The sequence below is a fragment of the Pectobacterium artocarpous genome (assembly GCF_046159765.1).
Taxonomy (GTDB): domain Bacteria; phylum Pseudomonadota; class Gammaproteobacteria; order Enterobacterales; family Enterobacteriaceae; genus Pectobacterium.
Window position 1 is genome coordinate 1 of record NZ_JBJXVK010000018.1, and the last position, 17747, is coordinate 17747.

The 17747-nt window shown below is 43.6% G+C and carries 23 protein-coding genes; 12 read left to right on the top strand and 11 right to left on the bottom strand.

The genetic code is table 11. From position 1 onward, the window contains the following. Window positions 1-24: 24 nt before the first annotated feature. From ACKQAD_RS12645 to ACKQAD_RS12695, 11 genes are all read right to left on the bottom strand, one after another. A complete protein-coding gene (locus ACKQAD_RS12645) occupies window positions 25-1005 on the bottom strand; it encodes an AAA family ATPase (RefSeq protein WP_409160481.1) in 981 nt (326 codons plus the stop codon). After that, complete coding sequence (locus ACKQAD_RS12650) at window positions 998-1471, bottom strand: very short patch repair endonuclease (protein WP_409160482.1); 474 nt, start codon at window positions 1469-1471, stop codon at window positions 998-1000. Before ACKQAD_RS12650 ends, ACKQAD_RS12645 begins: the two co-directional genes overlap by 8 nt. 9 nt (window positions 1472-1480) lie before the next feature. Beyond that, entirely contained in the window at window positions 1481-2911 is a 1431-nt protein-coding gene (locus ACKQAD_RS12655) for a DNA cytosine methyltransferase (protein ID WP_409160483.1), read from the bottom strand. Between the two features lie 173 nt (window positions 2912-3084). Then, window positions 3085-4158 carry a hypothetical protein gene (locus tag ACKQAD_RS12660; RefSeq protein ID WP_409160484.1) on the bottom strand — a complete coding sequence of 358 codons (1074 nt, stop codon included), beginning with the start codon at window positions 4156-4158 and terminating at the stop codon, window positions 3085-3087. A gap of 123 nt (window positions 4159-4281) precedes the next feature. Then, entirely contained in the window at window positions 4282-5481 is a 1200-nt protein-coding gene (locus ACKQAD_RS12665) for a type II restriction endonuclease (RefSeq protein WP_409160485.1), read from the bottom strand. Between the two features lie 247 nt (window positions 5482-5728). Continuing rightward, complete coding sequence (locus ACKQAD_RS12670) at window positions 5729-6274, bottom strand: helix-turn-helix transcriptional regulator (protein WP_409160486.1); 546 nt, start codon at window positions 6272-6274, stop codon at window positions 5729-5731. Window positions 6275-6323: 49 nt separating this feature from the next. Next, window positions 6324-7778, bottom strand: coding sequence for a flagellin N-terminal helical domain-containing protein (locus ACKQAD_RS12675; RefSeq protein WP_409160487.1), 1455 nt, complete (start codon window positions 7776-7778; stop codon window positions 6324-6326). Window positions 7779-8039: 261 nt separating this feature from the next. Next, window positions 8040-8621, bottom strand: coding sequence for a hypothetical protein (locus tag ACKQAD_RS12680; protein WP_409160488.1), 582 nt, complete (start codon window positions 8619-8621; stop codon window positions 8040-8042). Between the two features lie 150 nt (window positions 8622-8771). Further along, window positions 8772-9194, bottom strand: coding sequence for a putative zinc ribbon protein (locus tag ACKQAD_RS12685; protein ID WP_409160489.1), 423 nt, complete (start codon window positions 9192-9194; stop codon window positions 8772-8774). A gap of 93 nt (window positions 9195-9287) precedes the next feature. Beyond that, a complete protein-coding gene (locus ACKQAD_RS12690) occupies window positions 9288-9500 on the bottom strand; it encodes a helix-turn-helix transcriptional regulator (RefSeq protein WP_409160490.1) in 213 nt (70 codons plus the stop codon). Window positions 9501-9587: 87 nt separating this feature from the next. Continuing rightward, window positions 9588-10190, bottom strand: a complete 603-nt coding sequence (locus ACKQAD_RS12695; RefSeq protein ID WP_409160491.1) for a YagK/YfjJ domain-containing protein — start codon at window positions 10188-10190, stop codon at window positions 9588-9590. 552 nt (window positions 10191-10742) lie between these two features. On the opposite strand from ACKQAD_RS12695, the gene ACKQAD_RS12700 reads away from it, so the two are divergent. The 12 genes from ACKQAD_RS12700 to ACKQAD_RS12755 all read left to right on the top strand — a co-directional run bounded on the left by ACKQAD_RS12700 (window position 10743) and on the right by ACKQAD_RS12755 (window position 17577). Further along, window positions 10743-11669, top strand: coding sequence for a hypothetical protein (locus tag ACKQAD_RS12700; protein WP_409160492.1), 927 nt, complete (start codon window positions 10743-10745; stop codon window positions 11667-11669). Between the two features lie 95 nt (window positions 11670-11764). After that, the gene (locus ACKQAD_RS12705; protein WP_409160493.1) at window positions 11765-12652 is read left to right on the top strand and encodes a GTPase family protein; all 888 of its coding nucleotides are present in this window, start codon (window positions 11765-11767) and stop codon (window positions 12650-12652) included. A 182-nt stretch (window positions 12653-12834) separates the two neighbouring features. After that, the gene (locus ACKQAD_RS12710) at window positions 12835-12993 is read left to right on the top strand and encodes a hypothetical protein (protein WP_154715508.1); all 159 of its coding nucleotides are present in this window, start codon (window positions 12835-12837) and stop codon (window positions 12991-12993) included. 141 nt (window positions 12994-13134) lie between these two features. Further along, complete coding sequence (locus tag ACKQAD_RS12715; RefSeq protein ID WP_409160494.1) at window positions 13135-13596, top strand: YfjT/YkfB family phage-associated protein; 462 nt, start codon at window positions 13135-13137, stop codon at window positions 13594-13596. Between the two features lie 57 nt (window positions 13597-13653). After that, window positions 13654-14181: a DUF4234 domain-containing protein gene (locus ACKQAD_RS12720; RefSeq protein WP_409160495.1), complete on the top strand. Its 528-nt coding sequence runs from the start codon at window positions 13654-13656 to the stop codon at window positions 14179-14181. Between the two features lie 150 nt (window positions 14182-14331). Beyond that, complete coding sequence (gene radC / locus ACKQAD_RS12725) at window positions 14332-14805, top strand: RadC family protein (RefSeq protein WP_409160496.1); 474 nt, start codon at window positions 14332-14334, stop codon at window positions 14803-14805. 39 nt (window positions 14806-14844) lie between these two features. Beyond that, window positions 14845-15180, top strand: a complete 336-nt coding sequence (locus tag ACKQAD_RS12730; RefSeq protein ID WP_409160497.1) for a type IV toxin-antitoxin system YeeU family antitoxin — start codon at window positions 14845-14847, stop codon at window positions 15178-15180. 68 nt (window positions 15181-15248) lie between these two features. After that, window positions 15249-15569, top strand: coding sequence for a TA system toxin CbtA family protein (locus tag ACKQAD_RS12735; protein ID WP_409160498.1), 321 nt, complete (start codon window positions 15249-15251; stop codon window positions 15567-15569). Between the two features lie 117 nt (window positions 15570-15686). Further along, the gene (locus ACKQAD_RS12740; RefSeq protein WP_409160566.1) at window positions 15687-16520 is read left to right on the top strand and encodes a DUF4942 domain-containing protein; all 834 of its coding nucleotides are present in this window, start codon (window positions 15687-15689) and stop codon (window positions 16518-16520) included. A 109-nt stretch (window positions 16521-16629) separates the two neighbouring features. Next, complete coding sequence (locus ACKQAD_RS12745) at window positions 16630-16878, top strand: CopG family ribbon-helix-helix protein (RefSeq protein ID WP_409160499.1); 249 nt, start codon at window positions 16630-16632, stop codon at window positions 16876-16878. 3 nt (window positions 16879-16881) lie between these two features. After that, window positions 16882-17157 carry a type II toxin-antitoxin system RelE/ParE family toxin gene (locus tag ACKQAD_RS12750; protein ID WP_039345623.1) on the top strand — a complete coding sequence of 92 codons (276 nt, stop codon included), beginning with the start codon at window positions 16882-16884 and terminating at the stop codon, window positions 17155-17157. A 24-nt stretch (window positions 17158-17181) separates the two neighbouring features. Next, window positions 17182-17577 (top strand): DUF6088 family protein, encoded by a 396-nt coding sequence (locus ACKQAD_RS12755; RefSeq protein ID WP_409160500.1) that lies wholly within the window; start codon window positions 17182-17184, stop codon window positions 17575-17577. The last annotated feature ends 170 nt before the right edge of the window (window positions 17578-17747 follow it).

Genomic DNA, 17747 nt, shown 5'->3' on the forward strand with positions numbered 1-17747 from the left:
CTATCGAAATATGGTGCTGGTTTATTAGCACTGGGTTTGTGGGGATCCCTCAGCCTTTAGAGATGTTGTAATATAGTTGATGTTATTGTTATTTTTCTCTGATTCAATCATTGGAACACATTGGCCGATGCCAATATAATATACTTCTCTAAAGGGCCTTCTGGCATATATTTTTATCCATCGAGAACCTTTTTGTTCTGATTTACCATAAAAATCTGACTCATTATTAAATTCATCTTTCCCTTTCCTGTAGGAGTGAGTTATCTCAAGATGACTGCCATTCCACTCAGCGTCGGGACTGCGGGGGAAAAAGTCAATAAATCTATAATTTTCACCTTTGTCTTCAGGCTGATACAGACTAGCCATGGCATGTAATATTGTCGATTTTCCACTTCCATTCGGTCCAAATATGGCTGTGACCCTTTTAGAGGTAAAATGGACAGTGACATCCTGTAGGCACTTGAGATTTTTAAAGTAAATACTGTCTATATTTTGATTTGTTGTTTTTACTTTTATATCATTCTTGTCTTTTTGGGTTCTGATCAATGCCGGTCGAGAGAAATTATCACCAACATTATTAATTCCAAATAGCTCTTTTAAGCGTGATTCAACTAAAGATTTAGTTGGGGTAATAATAAAAAATAAATCATTAGTATCATTTTTAATGATAAGAAAAAAATCTCCCTCATTCATCATAGATGAAACAACATTAATTTTATAATACATGCGATATTCTGGGGATCTGTTTTCTTTATTATAGCGAGTATCATACCATGTTAGTTCATCTTCACAGACTATAGGTTCTGAATTTTCATCAGAAATATAAATTAGCGTTGCGGGGATGGATATTTTTTCACCGTTTTGAGGTGTTGGGAGATATTTCGAAAATCCTGCTTTTACTAACCCACCTATTTCGTGCTGGTTAGATTTTTTGATGTTGACATCAACAGCAGAAAGGTATTTTGCAATAGCCACTTCAAAATGGTTAGATAATTGTTCAAGCATTTTTATTATGTATCCCTTTAGTATCGATTTCCACAGAGCCATTCCCCGCACAAATCCACTCTTCGATTCTTTCTGATAACTCCTGAACAGAGAGCCGATGCTTGCCTTTTATTGCACATTCCCAAATAATCATAATACACCAGCCATCATTTCTGAGTATTTTGCAAACATTTTTATCACGGGATATGTTTTGCCCAATCTTTTCCATCCAGAATTCTGTTCGTGTTGCCGGAACTTTGAACAGATAACATTCATGGTGGTGCCAGAAGCATCCATGAGTGAAGATAATTTTACTATACTTATCAATTACAAAGTCTGGTTTTCCGGGTAAATCCTTTACCTGAGTTCGGAAATCAAATCCTAAATTATCAAGAATGGTTGCCAGTTTTATTTCTATGGCTGTGTCATGATTACGGATCGCTTTCATATTTTTGCTGCGAATCGCAGGATTATGAACATCAGCCATAGTTAAACCTTATGCGACCTTTTTGTTGTTCTTTAACTCAACTGCTTTATTAATGTAGGGCTTCAGCAGTTTTGCTACAGCAGCAAAAACGGGAACAACGACAGAGTTTCCGAATTGCCGGTATGCCTGAGTATCTGATACAGGGATACGAAAAGATGTGCCGTTTTGCGATTCAAACCCCATTAAACGAGCACATTCACGGGGTGTCAACCTTCTGGGTCTGTTTTTCTGATTATCTTCATTATCAAAGTCCTGTTCACCAAGTTCTTTATTCCACCCACGATCGATTAGTATCTCAGAACCGTCTTTGTGGTAACGAGCCGAAAGCGTACGGGCAACACTATCCGGGTTACTGGGAGATACAAGGCCGAATCCGAATCCATTTCCTTTTGCCTGATGCTTTTTAGCGTAGTTGTATAAATATTTCCAAAGAGCTGGGGTAAGGATATATTTACTATCAACTTTGTCGTCAAGGAGTTCCCCGAATGTCAGCCTTTTCGATGGGAAGAATTGATTAATATTCTTTAGTGTAAATCCCTTATGAATATTAAGATCACGTAGAAACCCTACCAGAACAATTCGTTCTCGGTGCTGTGGGAGAAAGTATTTTCCATCAATAATTTTAGGATCGTCGGGCCCCATATGATCAGCATCAGCAACAACGTATCCCAGCTCACTGAGTGTCTGCATAATGACCTTAAACGTTTTTCCATTATCATGGCTTTTCAGGTTTTTTACATTTTCTAGTAAGAAAATAGCTGGTTTTTTAGCTGCAATAATTCGGGCAACATCAAAGAACAGAGTCCCTTGAGTTTCACATTCAAACCCATGGGCACGGCCTAATGAGTTCTTTTTCGATACTCCAGCCAGAGAAAATGGCTGACAGGGGAAACCAGCTAATAGTACATCATGGTCGGGAATCTCGCGATCTATGTTCCTGTATGCTTCTACTTCGCTTACAGATTGGTCGTTACTAAGAGTGATATCACAGATATCCGAATTAAATTTGTGATGTTCAGGATCACAATACCAGTTTGCCTTATATGTACGAACAGCTTCTTTGTTCCATTCACTGGTAAAAATACACTGACCACCAATGTCTTCAAACCCTTTTCTGATTCCTCCGATTCCGGCAAACAGATCAATAAACTGAAAACCGTAATGAGGATGGTGCTGAGGTGGCGCTGGTAAAAGCTCGTTGAGCATCTTCACTTCTAAATCTGTAAGGGCCTTTTGTATTGTTTTACCATTCAGCCAACGGTTTAAGGATTCACGAGTCCAGTCACTGTCACTGATGATACGCAGGGCGTTAGCCACATATTTTTGGTCATATATTTCAACCAGTTTACTAATTAAAACTCTGTCCTTTGCTCTTTTAAGAAGCTGATCTTTCTCATTCTGTGCAATCAACTTTTGTGCAAGTAGGTCTAATTCGTTCATGTTTAGCGCCATTTTACCATGGGAATTCTAAGTGAAAGTCTATCACTGATTTAACCCAGATGAAATGGGGCTGTATAAATAAACAGTTATTTGTTGTGGATGAACAATGCTTATCTTAAAAAGACATATAAAACATATTATTATATAAAATACTCCCTAGGTTATTTCTTCCTCTACAATGTCTTTAGTTCAGATAACCATTGATCCTGTGCTGAGCTCACCGGTAAACCAGCCATAACTGCATACATTTTGTCTGCCAGATCTGATGGTGGATCGGATATGACACCTAATGCTTTGAAATTATTTGAATTTATGGTTTTATATTTCAGACTGCTATAACCGCTGATAGATGTGTGAACTCCTGATTTACTTGGCTTCTGTCCCAGCATTTGGGATGTTACTGATTTATCCAAAACAGTGGCAATGATCGCTGCTTTCGTTCTTAAATTCAGATCATTCAGTAGATATAAAGAACTGACATCTTTGGACCAAAAAGGTTTGACCAGAATGGTGTGCAGGCAGTGAATTCCTGCATCGGTCAGACGATCAATAACCCCTAGTTCCCCGACATTTATCCCGAAACTGAGGCTCTTTTTCCTCATCGGATATTTATGCTTTATCTCAAACAACCAGATATCATTTTCAATAATGACAATCCGATCTAAGTTCCACACCGCACGGAAATAAGGCTGTATTCCACAATTTATTAAAATGCGTGGTAGAATAACTCGCTCCCAAAGTCGTTCCTTGTAATAGTCGGAAATAAAGCCCCAGAATGCCTGACGCTGTCGGTTTTTGTCTCTGACGGAAATATCCACACTAAACGGGACATATTTTCCGTTTGATAATTCTTCCATCAATTCAGTTAACGGCCTTTCTGGACCTGATTTTTTCCCCTCTCGGATTAAAACAGCCATGAAATCACCATTTTTATATGTGACAAGATAGGGTACAAGGCACTTCTCAAGCAGAAGCAGATAGCGACCTAGCCCTTCTTCTTTTTTTCTTGCCCAAACAAGGCCAATCCACCGATCCAGTTCCCGACCTGTATCCACAACAACTGAGTCAATATCAAGGGAGATGACTTTTTTCTCAGTAACTGATTGAATATTCATTACTATTTGATCAAAAAGGCATTCAACAACTAGGCCTTCAAGTAACTGGTGCTTGTCTGCACTGAGTATTTCAGCGGCTAATTCATAGTTTTTCTGATCAAGCCTGCTAAGAAGGCCCCAAGGAGTTTTCATCTATACCTCAAAGAATTACGATATACTCAATGTCCACATCAGTGAAGGTTGATGAGTCCGAGATGTTATATACAATGGTTCCTGAACCCATTCATTGCTGAGACAACCAATGACAGCTTGATATTAATCAGCATAGAGTTCGCAAAGTTCCCTGATAAACCCGCCAAGCGTCATCAGGTCTCCCCTGATTTCTTCTGGATATTTTGTATGGAGCGGTGTTGGTACGACCAACTTTACCCCTTCTTGCTGCATTTCTCTAAATTGAGCAAGAGATACACCTTCCTGGAGGGTAAACAGATGAATGCTATTTATCCGGTCTGCTTCATTCAATATCTGACGCCAGCGGTCTTTACAGGTTGTTTTGACCGCCAGCATTCTGAGTTTATGAGCTGGGAATTCAGAATTGTGGTATGCTGCCGCAGATGGAAAAATAAAATCAGGTTTTTTATTTCCCTCTGTCGTAGCTTGAGTTTCAAAATGCGTCAGTCCATACTCAATAAATAGCTGTTCAAGGTGTAATTCTAATGACTTTCCTGCCCGGGACTTTCTCCTGTTGCTGACTGAGTTTGCCAGCAGGATGAATTCATCAACAGAACTAAACCCTTCACGAATAATATCTAGTACGTGAAGCTCTTCTATATGAAGAAATATTTCATATTCAATACGCCGACGATCAATAAGTTTTTTATCGGGGCCATCTGGTGTTCTGGAATAATGTTCTGCTGCAAAACGAATAATTTCTCGACCACTGGGAAAATGATTTTTCCATTCCACTGGGACGATATAGCCAGATTTTATGCCTTTGGGTGTTAAAGCAAATCCCCCAAAGATTTTTTCTGTTGCGTCAAAAAGCACCGACCCTGGTAACACTTCCCCGATCATTGATTCAATGATATTTTCTTCATCCGCATTGATACAAACCCATATGTCAACAAATCCGCTGTCTCTTTCCGGGGTAAAATCAAACGCTAGTAGTGTCAATGCTCCAGTGTTTTCAGTATCCTGAAGAGGACTGCCACTCCCCCATCGAGTAATTCGCTTTTCATTTCTGGTTTTACCAAAATAGCGCCCGTTATAATAAATCGCTCTTGCCTGACTATCCGGGCAGCTATGGGAAGACACATGTGCGGTTAACATGACCGAGGGGTTCAGCTCGTCTGTATGATTGATCGACGGGAAAAGGACCTCTACAATTTTTGATGGAATGTAGAGACCAACCTGATGTCCTCCTGTGGCACCAGTATCATTGGCTGATAATCTCTTGATAAGAAAGAAATTATTATTCTCTGATTTTTCCTGTAACCATGTATGCAGTCCAGACATGGTATCCTCCACTTTCTTCTGTTTCAGCCAACAACGTATATGAGTGTGCTACTGTGCAAGATTAGTGTGCGTAATTATATTGATTCTACAAGAATTTGCTATTCCTTGGCTAAGGGATAAGGTTACATGGCCTACGAGAAACGCTAGGGCAGATGACATATTTAATACAGGTTGAAGGGGGACGTATTGCGATTTTGCTCGCAAAATTAGTTAGATCAAAGCGTCTTTCTGATCTCAGAATCCTACCTCACGCCACCTTATCAACGTAGATAACCCTGTGATGCTCGGCGTCAGTGATACTTTGCATATGTGAGATTCTGGCGATGAGTAAAAAGGTGAGCAGATCCTTTATGCCATATTTTCTGTAGATATTATTTTTCATGTTGTTGGCAGTTTTATGGGTTATCACCATCTTCTTTGCGATGGTTTTTATTGATATTCCGTCCAGCCAATAGCCGAAGAATATTTTCTCATTCGGTGATAACGATATTGTCTTGCCTTTTATTTCCCTGAATGATGACATAGCAGAGATCACTTTTTTGATCGTGCTCATCGGTGCGTGTTTTGATAACAGCAATACCTTTTTAGCCACCATCACTGGTGCATGTCTGCGGTTGTTCAGAATAATGATGAATGTCCGGTGTTCAGTGGTAATGATGTGGCTTAATAGTGCCATGTCGATACCGTGTTCAATATCAACAACAGTGATTGGCACATTACCGTTATCCTTATTTCCCAGATAGGTAAACGCCGCTGTGGTGAAAGGGCAGCGGCTGAATATTTCAATGCTCATGGCGATAGTGGTTCAGCAGAAAAATAGCAAAGTGATATCTGACGACGCATCATCCCTGTAACAGCTTTAATACGTTTCCCGACAGTTGGTTGGCTTGTGACAATACGGACAGAGAAGCCTGTTGCAGGATCTGGGCTTTTGTCATCGTGGAAACCTCGATGGCGTAATCGGCATCCAATATGCGTGAGCGAGCGGCAGCGATGGCAACCTTCTCCTGTGACAGCACAGCAGTGACGGATTCAAAACGGTTCATCTGGCTGCCATATTCACTGCGGTAACCGTCCAGAGTTTTCAGTGCGTTATCGAATGTGGCTAATGCCGCACTGGCCTGTTCTGGTGTACTTAGCGTCACAGAGGAAAGCCCCAGTGACTGGCTGTCTGCTGGTGTTGGGTTGATAGTGACCGTTTGTAGTGCATCACCGAAACTCGCCCCAACGACAAACGTCGTTTCTTTGCTGATTGGTACGGAGGGCGGCAGTGGCGGGGCAGGTTCTGTCGGTGTGGGCAGTTCGTCCCAGCTTGCGTTGCTGTAAAACACGCCGCTGCCAACCACAATGATAATCAGATCTTCTTTCACCTCATCAATATGAATTTTTTCCAGTCGGTTTGCAGCCCCCACATTCCCATCGTTAAATCCCCCTGTGTTGGTATCTTCAAAACGGTCGCCATCACCGCTGTAGGTGATGGTCATACCTTGATACGTTGTCTGTGCCCCTGTATTGATATTGTATTCCCCGGCTTGCAGCAGTGAATCTGCCGAGTAGGTGGCTCCAGGTAAAAAGCCGTTATCTTGCGTAATCACGGCGGTATTCATGGTGCTTTCATCTGTCACACCGTTTGCTGACCAGACGATATCGGCGTCTGTGCCTTCTGCGGGCGTACCGGCCAGGTGCCTGCCATCTCGCGCGAATAGCTGGATATCGTCATCGGCGCTTAATGAGTCGATGGTGATGGTAATATTTTTTGCGCCAGCAGGAATGTAAGCCAGCGAAATCACCCCAGAGGGAAATTGATGATTGATATTGGGGACGGGAAACTTTTCAGCCAGCGGCAACGTATTGCCCAGTTTGGCAGACTGGGGGCCAGGCTCAGCAGGTGCCAACGGATAGCGGCCAAAGATTTGCGTTGACGAAGCGATGCGGTCGATTTCTTCCTTAATCTGCTGATATTCACCATTAAGGCTGGTCTGGTCGGTATCGGATAGCGTGCCGTTTGCCGCCTGCACCGCGAGTTGCCTACCACGTTGTATCAGATTATTGATGGTACTCAACCCACTCTCGGCGGTTTGCATCAGGCTGAGGCCGTCTTTCATTCCATTGGTGATAACACTGTTGGCATTCAGATTAGCGGTCATCCGGTTGGCAATCGCCTGACCGGCGGCATCATCCTTCGCGCTATTGATACGCAGGCCCGATGAAAGCCGTTCAATCGCTTGGCTCAATCGGGTGGCCGATTTACCCTGTTGATTCAGTATAGTTAAATGAAGAGAGGTAATCGGCGTCATTGCGCACCAGTCCTAACTTGGCAAAAATAACGGGTGGGTTTTATCTGCTGATTATTGATTTACCGGATGACCGGCAAAAGTCAACCCTTCCCGATAATGGGAATAAAAACAGATAAAACATTACGTTATAGTTATTCTCGGTAATAGCTTATCGACGGTTGCGATCAAAAGATAATCGTTTTGATAGATCGATGCGATCGTATCGATCGGCGTTACCGATCAAAAGCGAGCTGAGTCAGCATGTGCGTAACAACATGAAAATTAAGCAGGTTGGTAATTTGCCCAACAACCAAAACAGGCGAAGAAGACATATTCGTCAATTATCGCCCAGTGTGTTGGTCGAGTGCGCAGGCGGGTGTTAATCCACACCTGAACCTGTCTGTTGGTTTTATCCGTCAGTGATGCCCATTCACGATAAGACAGGCCGTCAAGTAGCTCAGACCAGCACAGTAGCGTCAACGTTTCTTGAACGCCGGGGTCGTTTTCCCGATCAAATAACTGCTGAAGGTTGTCACTCAATACCTCCAGATGCAGTCGCTCACATTCGCTGATGAGAATACCGCTCAGCATAGGATATCGGCGAAGATAGCGAGCAGCCTTCACTGGCAGAATAGTTCTGCTACCAGCTTCAATACGTGATACATCTGATTGCTGCATTAGCCTCGCGGGAATAATCAGATGCGCTCTACGCTGGCCTGGCGTAGACACTGTCGTCAGACTCAACTGATGGTATGTATAAATCTTTCTCGTGCAGATACCCTGATGGATGGCGTGCATTGTACTGTCATCAAGATGACTCTGGTACTTATCCAACAACGTGGATATCGTCGTGTGACGTGTCATTTGGAAACCTCTTCAACCTGCTGGATAACACACAGTCGGTGTCCTCCGGAGAAGTCGGATAGCTGTCTGTTATCCAGGGAAAATGAAATAACGGGGGGAACGGCGCTGTTTCGGTCTGAAATGATGGGAGAGATAACGCGCCTGGATTATCTATTCCTGATGCTCTTCTTCCTCGGGTTCATGTCCCTTCTCTCTGGCGACAACACTGTAGATACCGTATTTACACGTTGGGCAGAGTTTCTTACCGGTATAGTCTTTTTTGCACAGTGCGCAATACCAGCTTTTCGGTTTAGGGAGAACGTATCTGGCAAAGACCTGCTCCCGTAATTTTTTAATCCTCTCTTCTTCTTTCTCTTCGGGGTCTCGATAGGGACATGCCATCAGTTTTTTTGAACTTATATTGAGCAGGTCATGCTCAAACCAGGCCCTTTCATGTTGAGAGCCTTTATGCAGGATTAACGTGCAGCCACAGGATGTACACGTCCAGTGACCTTGAGGCAGGCCGCTAGCCTCAGTCGAACTAACAAAATGATTTTTGGCGTTGTTAGCCAGATAGCATTTTAGAAAGCGCATAAATTGATTCCATTTCTGGTGACAAGGAGGTCCGTGCGTAGAGAGTGTCCTATCGCTGTTAGCAGGAAAATAAGTAGAATTGGGGGAGTGTAGCTACTGGCGAGATTGATCGATACGTTGCTGTAACCAGGCTTCGACTTCGCTTTGTAGCCAGCGGGAACTGCGGCCCAGCTTAATCGGCTTCGGAAACTCACCCAGTTGAATTAGCTTGTAAAACCATTTGTCTGTTAATCCGGTCAACTGGGTGATAAATGACATATCCACGAACTGGTCTTTAAGAAGGCGATAATCGGTAGTGGTGCTCATCGTTTTTTCTCCTCTGGTGAATGGAGAAGGAGCCGGAAAAATAAAATTGGCGAACTCCTTCAAATGATTCACCAGCGGAGTAATTTTTTACAAATAAGAGCGGCGTCTGTTTCTGTTGCGCCCTCCATTTTTACATTGGGAAGGAATATCGCTGCACTGAAAAATAATTCTGTCTGTCTTCTGATCCTTTTTACTGAGATAACTCAGAATATATAGCATGTCATCTCGACCAGTATTGTTGTCCCAGGAGGTAACTCGCTCACCCTGTACGTCATAATATTTCCGGGGGTTACACCAATGCGTATAACCCGCATCATCGGTAATATCATCCCAGAGTTCAGCTACAGAAAGAAACGTATTCCATGTCTTACGGTGTTTCTGACCGTTAAGGTAAAATGCTGCATGGATATGAAAGCCATGAGCTTCGGTATATTCCAGTACCCACACGTACCCTACAAGTCCTTTTATACTCAAGCTTTGTTGGAGTAACTTAACCATGTCCCCTACAATGGTATTTTTATCTGAGTGCTTAAATTCGTAACTCGTTTTAATGTACGCGAAGTCTACGCGCAACATCAGTAACTTTGAGTAACGCAGGAACAACATCTCCTGATGTGCTCTAAGTTTTTGGTTCAGATGCATGTCATGCTGATAGTTTGGATTGATGCTTTTACACTGACGTTTTTTCATGATGTCTATTCCGGTAGGTTTATCTCATGATAATTATTCAGTGCGTTAATTTTTAACGATAAACGGAGTATGACTGATGGGTTGTTTTTATATTAATACATCCTATTTTGGATATTTTTAATAATTCGACTAGTAACTAAGCGAGAAATGTTATTATTTATATAAAAGTGATGACTGAATTTATTAAATAATACTTTATTCCTTAATGAATCACATCAGCGACGAATCACCCTCATGTCATGAGGCTGGTTCATATCCACTCTTCCATAAATCAATCAAACAGAACTAAATTAGTACATGCCATAAGTTTATTATAAATCTATAACTATTTGATTTTATGTTTTTTACTTAAAATAAAATTGTATGATATCTGTTATGAATCACACATGAATAACCTGAAAAACACGACTATACGCAACAGTAATTCGTAAGAAAATATGCCTTTTTCATGCTTTTAGATAGCCTGATTTTAGCTTCATGAATCATGGTTTTTTGATGATGTTTGTAGTAGTTTCATTAAAAAATAAAGACACCAGCAATGGAGGGTAGGAGATGGTTAGGTATATTGAAGTTAAGTCCATTAGGGAGGGGGTTTATCTTCTCTGGCGGATGGGGCATTCTGAAGAGGCAAGACGATTTTCATTCGGCACACAGAAAAACGTGCAGTTGATTAATGAGAAGATTAACAAGATTATTGACGCTGAGGTACAGGAGAGTGACGGAGTCACGCGTATTACAAAACATGTGATCCGGTATAGCACAATTTACCGTGAGCATAGCGTCGATGAATCACAACTGGTATGGATTAAACAAGATCAGTATGGTTGTATGTATTTTTGGCTACGGTTAATAAAAGAATATGTGACTTTCTACTCTGAAGACGCGGATGATGCATATCCTCAATACTATTTTCGTCGAAAAAGACATCTCTGGTTTATTGGTGAGCATTTACCTTCGGCGATACCTGATACACCTGAGCAATGTTATCTGGCTACATTGTCCATTCTCGATATATTGCTGACCCGGACAAGCAGAAATGACTCAATTATATCTGAAATAAAAGATGATTACTTAAAAAACAAAAAAAGGTTCAGAAAGGATTTTTCATGGATGGTTGATGCGGGAAAAGAAAATATTGAATGGATAATGGAACAATTTTTTTCGGAACGTCGCATATTTAGGGGTTTCAGAGATATCAATATTATTCCTGAGATGCAGGCTTTTGCCATTCCTGCAATATATTATCTCTGGAATGAAGAACCGGCAGAAAAACAACTTTTCCTGAATACGTTGCGAAAACGCTATGCAAATATGAAGCATCGTAAGAAAGTTGCCACCAAAGCACCAGTAAATATTCGTATTTCTGAAAGTTCTAAAAAAACGCTGGTAAAACTTGAGAAACGTTTTAACCGTAACAGGGCTGATGTGATCGAATTTCTGATAGAAAAAGCATGGGCAGAACTGAATCAGAAAAACTAAAAAAATCTCAGTTATATATCACCTCATTGGATTACTACCCATTTCAATTCATCAGGCCATCCATCCCGGATGGCCTTTTTCATTCTGAGGTTGATATGAAAAAATCATCAGGCTATGCCCTGATACGCCGCCATCTGCGGCGTTATCCCCGTTCGTTACGTCATGCCCTTATGCAGGAGTTGACCCGGTTGGTCACCTATGAACCGGTGATTGGCATTATGGGCAAAACCGGCGTAGGAAAATCCAGTCTATGCAATGCGCTGTTTCGCAGCGAGGTCTGTGCGGTGAATGCCGTCGCAGCCTGTACCCGTGAACCACAGCGAATTCGTCTGCGTTTTGGTCGTCATTATCTCACGCTGGTTGATTTACCGGGTGTCGGTGAGAGCCAGCAACGGGATGAGGAATATCGCGCACTGTATCAATCCCTGTTGCCGGAGTTGGATATGGTGCTGTGGGTATTGAAGGCAGATGACCGTGCCTATTCTGCCGAGGAGCAGTTTTACCGTGATGTGTTCGGCTCCGTGAACGGTGAGCATCCGCCGATACTCTGGCTACTCAATCAGGTCGACAAGATTGAACCGAGCGAGGAATGGCACTGGGCCTCTGCACAACCGTCATTCAGACAGCGGGAACATATGGCGCAAAAGCAGGCGGTTATCGGGCAACAACTCGGTATTGTGGCAGAGAACATTTTGCCGCTTTCCGTTAAAGGCCGTTATCAACTGGGAAAGATGGTGGAGGCGATGATAACCCTTCTCCCAAAGCAGGCCCGCAGTCCGGTCATTCCGCATTTACGTGCCGAACATCAAACCGAAAGCGCGATAGAGCAGGCCAGGACAGGATTTTCCGACACGGTGGTCAGTGCGGTGAATTGGGTCATTGATCACGCGCCGTTGCCTCAGGTGGCAAAACAGGTGCTGCATGGTGTCACCCATACAGTCGCCAGAGCGGCAAATGCCGTGTGGTCTTTCTTCTTCGACTAATGTTTTTGCTGCTTCCATCAGGTTTCTTTATTGTCACCGATCGATTTTGTCGATCGAACCGATCGAATTGATTTGTTATACCGCCATTTCTCCCCGCTATAAAATCGACATTCCACTCTGAGAATTTTTTACTTTTACGAATCAATAACATGTTCATGTAACGCGTATGCGTCTGGAGGGCAATGATGCCGTTGTTACTGCTTTGGGTTGGACTGGCAATCGTACTGGGATGCGTGGCATCCAGTAACGGTCGCTCATTCTGGGGCTGGTTTATTTTGGGTATGGTCATCGACCCGTTACTGGCCGGATTGCTGTATTACCTGATTTGCAGAGAAAAATAATATGCGAACGCTGTTGAAGCTGTTTGGCCGCTTTATGCGCTGGTATATCACGCTGGTGATTTTTATGGCCTGCCTGCTTTTTATTATCAATACCGTTGGCGGATGGGCCGGTTTCTGATTCAAATGAAAAGGATTGATAGAATGAAAAATAAGTTACTGATTACTTTACTGCTGACGGCATCATTAATACCCAGTCTCGTTCAGGCCTTTGGTAACCGGAATGAATGGGTGAGCGGATGGGGGCAAGGTGTTTCCGAGTATAGCATTTTAGGTAAAGGAAAATCGCAGTTATACCTGGCTTGTGACGATTCAGGTTATCGCCCAGAAGTGCTCATCTTTACGGATGTTAATGGTCACTCTGTTAGTACAGATACCAATGAAATCATAAAAGTAAAAATCGATGATGATGACGCATTCAGTGTAAGTGAAACATCGAGTCGAGTAGGCGCAAATAATTTTGCCTGGATGTGGGATAAATTCCGTACTGGAAAACGCGTTATTGTGTCTGGCAGTGGGGTGAAGCCTGCGGCTTTTACCTTAAACGGGGCTAAAAACGTCTTACCAGAATATAGCAAGACAGGATGTACACCGAGTAATGACTAATTTCACTCTCTTCTCATGATTTTATTACCGAGCCATCATTAATCATTAGGAATTAACATGTCTGATATTACCGATCTTAAACAGCGTCTTGATACTAAAACGCTCAACTTTGTTTTATTAACCCTGGTTACGTGCGGCGTATGGCCGATCGTGTGGCTTTTCAAAAAGCAAAGCATAATTAGTGAGATAACTAAATATCCATTTTCCAATGAGCTATTTGTTATTTGGATCGCGATATGCTTCGGAATGTCTCGTCAACTGGCGGCAATGGTGTCGACGGATATTTATGGATACGATCCAACCAGCGACACCTTGCTGGCATTGAGTGGGATACTCTCATTAGCTTGCGCAGTACTCTATGTTGTATGGGCTTTTAAGGCACGGACAGCGTTACGACATTATGCGTTGATGGAATTCAGATTTGATCTGAAAATGAATGTGTTTTATACCATTGTTTTTAACGTGTATTACATTACATACTGCATCAATGCTATGCCGGACGCATTGGCAAAACATAAGATAATTTATGGTTCTTCTTCATTATTGGAAGAGCCATCAAAACAAACACCACCAACGCAGCAATGACAGCCTGACTTTTTAGTGCTCGCTTATATAAGCGAGCATTTTCTTTTTAGTAGATAGAAATATCTCACCCGCTTATGTTTGTGGGGGAATAAATCTGAATCGGTTTTTCTCTCTTCTCTTCATATCAATCCCAACACGTAAGGAATCATCATGTCATGTAATCCATTGGCAGGCTGCGTTGCGTCCAGAGAGCAGCGCATTATCCAGATGGCGCTGTGCCTGCTGGAAAAACGGGTGCGTAAAAATGCGCGGCAGTTCAAAACCTCGGAGGACACCAAAAGCTGGTTAATGCTGGAACTCAGTAGCCTGGAGCGTGAAGTCTTTATAGTGCTGTATCTGGATAACCAGCATCGCCTGATAGAAAAGGAAATTATCGCGCTGGGTGGCATCAACAGCACCGAAGTGCATCCGCGTGAAATCCTCAAAGCTTCACTGCGTCATAACGCCGCCGCCGTGATACTGGCACATAATCATCCTTCCGGCTGTGCCGAGCCCAGTCAGGCTGACCGCCATATCACCGACAAGCTGAAGGACTCACTGTCACAACTCGACGTCAGAGTCCTCGATCATCTGGTAGTCGGCGGCGCTGAGGTAGTGTCGTTCGCTGAACGCGGCTGGCTGTGATGACCGCATTTACTACCGCGCTTTTATAAGGAAACCATCATGCCATCATCGGATACCCCGGAATGGGGACTAAAATGTGCCATTACGCCGCGATTCAGAGCCAGACTGGTGCAGGAAGGTAACCGTCTGCATTATCTGGCAGACCGGGCCAGCGTTGTCGGTACGTTCAGCAAAACAGAAGCCCAAAGTCTGGAACGTTGTTTCTCTGAGCTGATTAAGCAGTTGGAACAGAAACTGTGCGCGGGGGAGCTGAATCCCCGTAAGCAGGGTTGTGTCACGTTGTATTGCAACGAATGGACCTGTGAAGCCGATACGCTGGGCAGTTTTGGCTACGTGTATATTGCTATTTATCCCTCTTCGGTAGCAGCAGAATAACCCGTTGCTTCTCTCCCCATTCTGAACATTTCCCTGATCTTATCGACTTAACCTGAGAGACAATTCCCATGCAAACATCACCTGCAATCCCTCCACGGGAGGATAACCCCTGTCCGTCATCTATAGCCGTCTGGCAGCAACTTCTGACCTATCTACTGGAAAAGCACTACGGCCTCACGCTGAACGATACTCCGCTCTGTGAGGAAAATGTGATTCAGGAGCATATCGATGCTGGCGTCACGTTGGTAAACGCCGTGAATTTTCTGGTGGAAAAATACGAACTGGTGCGTATCGATCGCAACGGCTTTAACTGGCAGGAGCAATCGCCATTTCTCACTGCCGTTGATGTTCTCCGTGCCAGACGCGCTATCGGCTTGCTCAAAGCATAAAGATTGCGAGCCGCTTTCCACTAATACCAGGCCAAATCTATTTATCTTCTTCCCCAATGCATAATGCGCCAGCCCTCAGCGGTTGGCGCATTTGCTTGTATGTATGGACCATAAATGATGCAAACTGAATCCGAGGTTTTGACCGAACACACCGAGCTGATTTGCTCGACCAATATCGAACGTATCGTTACTGGACGTGATACCGCGTTGCAACAAATAGAACAGCTCCTCAACCAGCTACAGTCGATCTCAACACTCACGGCGACTATCGGTGGCGGCACCGCTGAGGACTGGGCATTAAAGCAGGGGCATCGCTACGATTGCTGGCTAACAGACGCGCCCAACAAGACGATGCCTGCCATCACCCGCACGTTGGATCGCAATATCTGGCGCGACCTGATGCTGAAATCCGGCATGTTGTCGCTGATGGATGCTGAAGCGCGTAACCAGTGGCATAAAAATCTGGATGAAGGAGAGCTACCTGCCATCAGCGAAGCCAATATTCTCAGCACGTTTGAGCAACTTCATCAGAGTAAGCAGGAAGTATTCGAGCGTGGAGTAATCAACGTATTCAAAGGACTATCGTGGGATTACAAAACCAATCACCCTTGTTACTTCGGTAAGAAAATCATCATCAGCAATCTGGTAACATACAACCGTTGGGGCTTTGGCCTGAACTGGGGCTGGCGACGCGTTCAGCTGGCTGATCTGGAACGTATGCTTTATCTGTTGGATGGAAAACCGATCCCCGACAATCGGGGCGATGTCACCATCCGGCTAATGGACCATATCCGTGATAACCCGCACAAGCAGGAATACGAGGATGAGTTTTTTAGCGTCCGTTACTTTCAGAAAGGCACCGGGCATCTGACCTTTAAACGTCCCGACCTGATCGAGAAGATGAACGACATTATTGCCAAACATTATCCAGGGATGTTGGCGGCGAGGTGATCACATGACGTAGCAGGGATGCTGATGTTGTGTTTGCCACAGGTAGTGACGCTAACAGAATCATGCTATTTTAATAAGTATTATTAACTTTTATTAAAAGGTGGCATTCATGGGACAACCAGCAAAACAGACGATCAGTGCTCAGATACCCGCCGAACTTGCTGCTGCGGTTGAAAGCCTGGCTATTGAACTGGATAGATCCAAAAGTTGGGTGATTAAAGAAGCGTTGACCGCAATGATTGAAGAGAGAGAACGGCGGCATCAGCGGATTTTGAAAGGCCTTGCTGATGTTGATGCGGGAAGAGTAGTAAGCCATGCAGATGCGATCGACTTTGCCAACAAACTGAAAAAGTCATAATCAATGGAAATACGTTGGACGCAAAAGGCACAGGATGACTTGGAACGTATTTATGGTTTTGCCAGTCAGTACAGTCGGCAACATGCTGACGAGGTGTTAGATCGCTTGATCATCGGCACTACGGGGCTTGCTGACCATCCAAGAATCGGCGTATCTCAGACAAGATATGAACCACGCGAGGTGAGAAAAATCTTGTTTGATGATTATGAAGTTCACTATGAAATTCAGCACGATACTATTTATATCGTCGATCTTTGGCATACACGAGAAGATCGCTAGCTTCCGTTGTCTTTGGAGTAAAACATGACGACGAGAGATCGTATCCAATCCAGAGTGAAGCGTTCAATGCATTATGTCTTCACTCGTGATGACTTCAACGATATTGGCAGCTATGCCCAAGTTGGAAAAGTATTACGTAGTCTGGTCAGTGAAGGCCTATTGTTGAAAGTGGGTTATGGGGTATACACCAAAGCTCGTCAAAATAGCATTACCGGCAACATTATGCCTGCTGCACCAGGGGGATCTTCAGCCGTAATTATTGAAACGCTGGAGCGTTTAAATATCCCTTATCGTTTTGTTGGCGCAACGGCAGCGTATAACAGTGGAAAATCTACGCAAATCCCAGCCTCTCTGGAAATAGAAACCCCACCGAGTTTTAAGAGAGTGCTTAGCGTAGGGAACAGTAAGCTCAATCGATGACTTGAAACATTAGCTCTTTCCTTAATCGTATTTGCTGCTATCGATATAGTGTAGTTCTATCTTACAGCTTGCTGATATTGCTGAAACGGCAAAGAGATTGCCAATTAACCCTGATTGGTGTTTATAACACTACTACGTGTTTTAATGCTGTTTACCGATTTCAGTAGGGT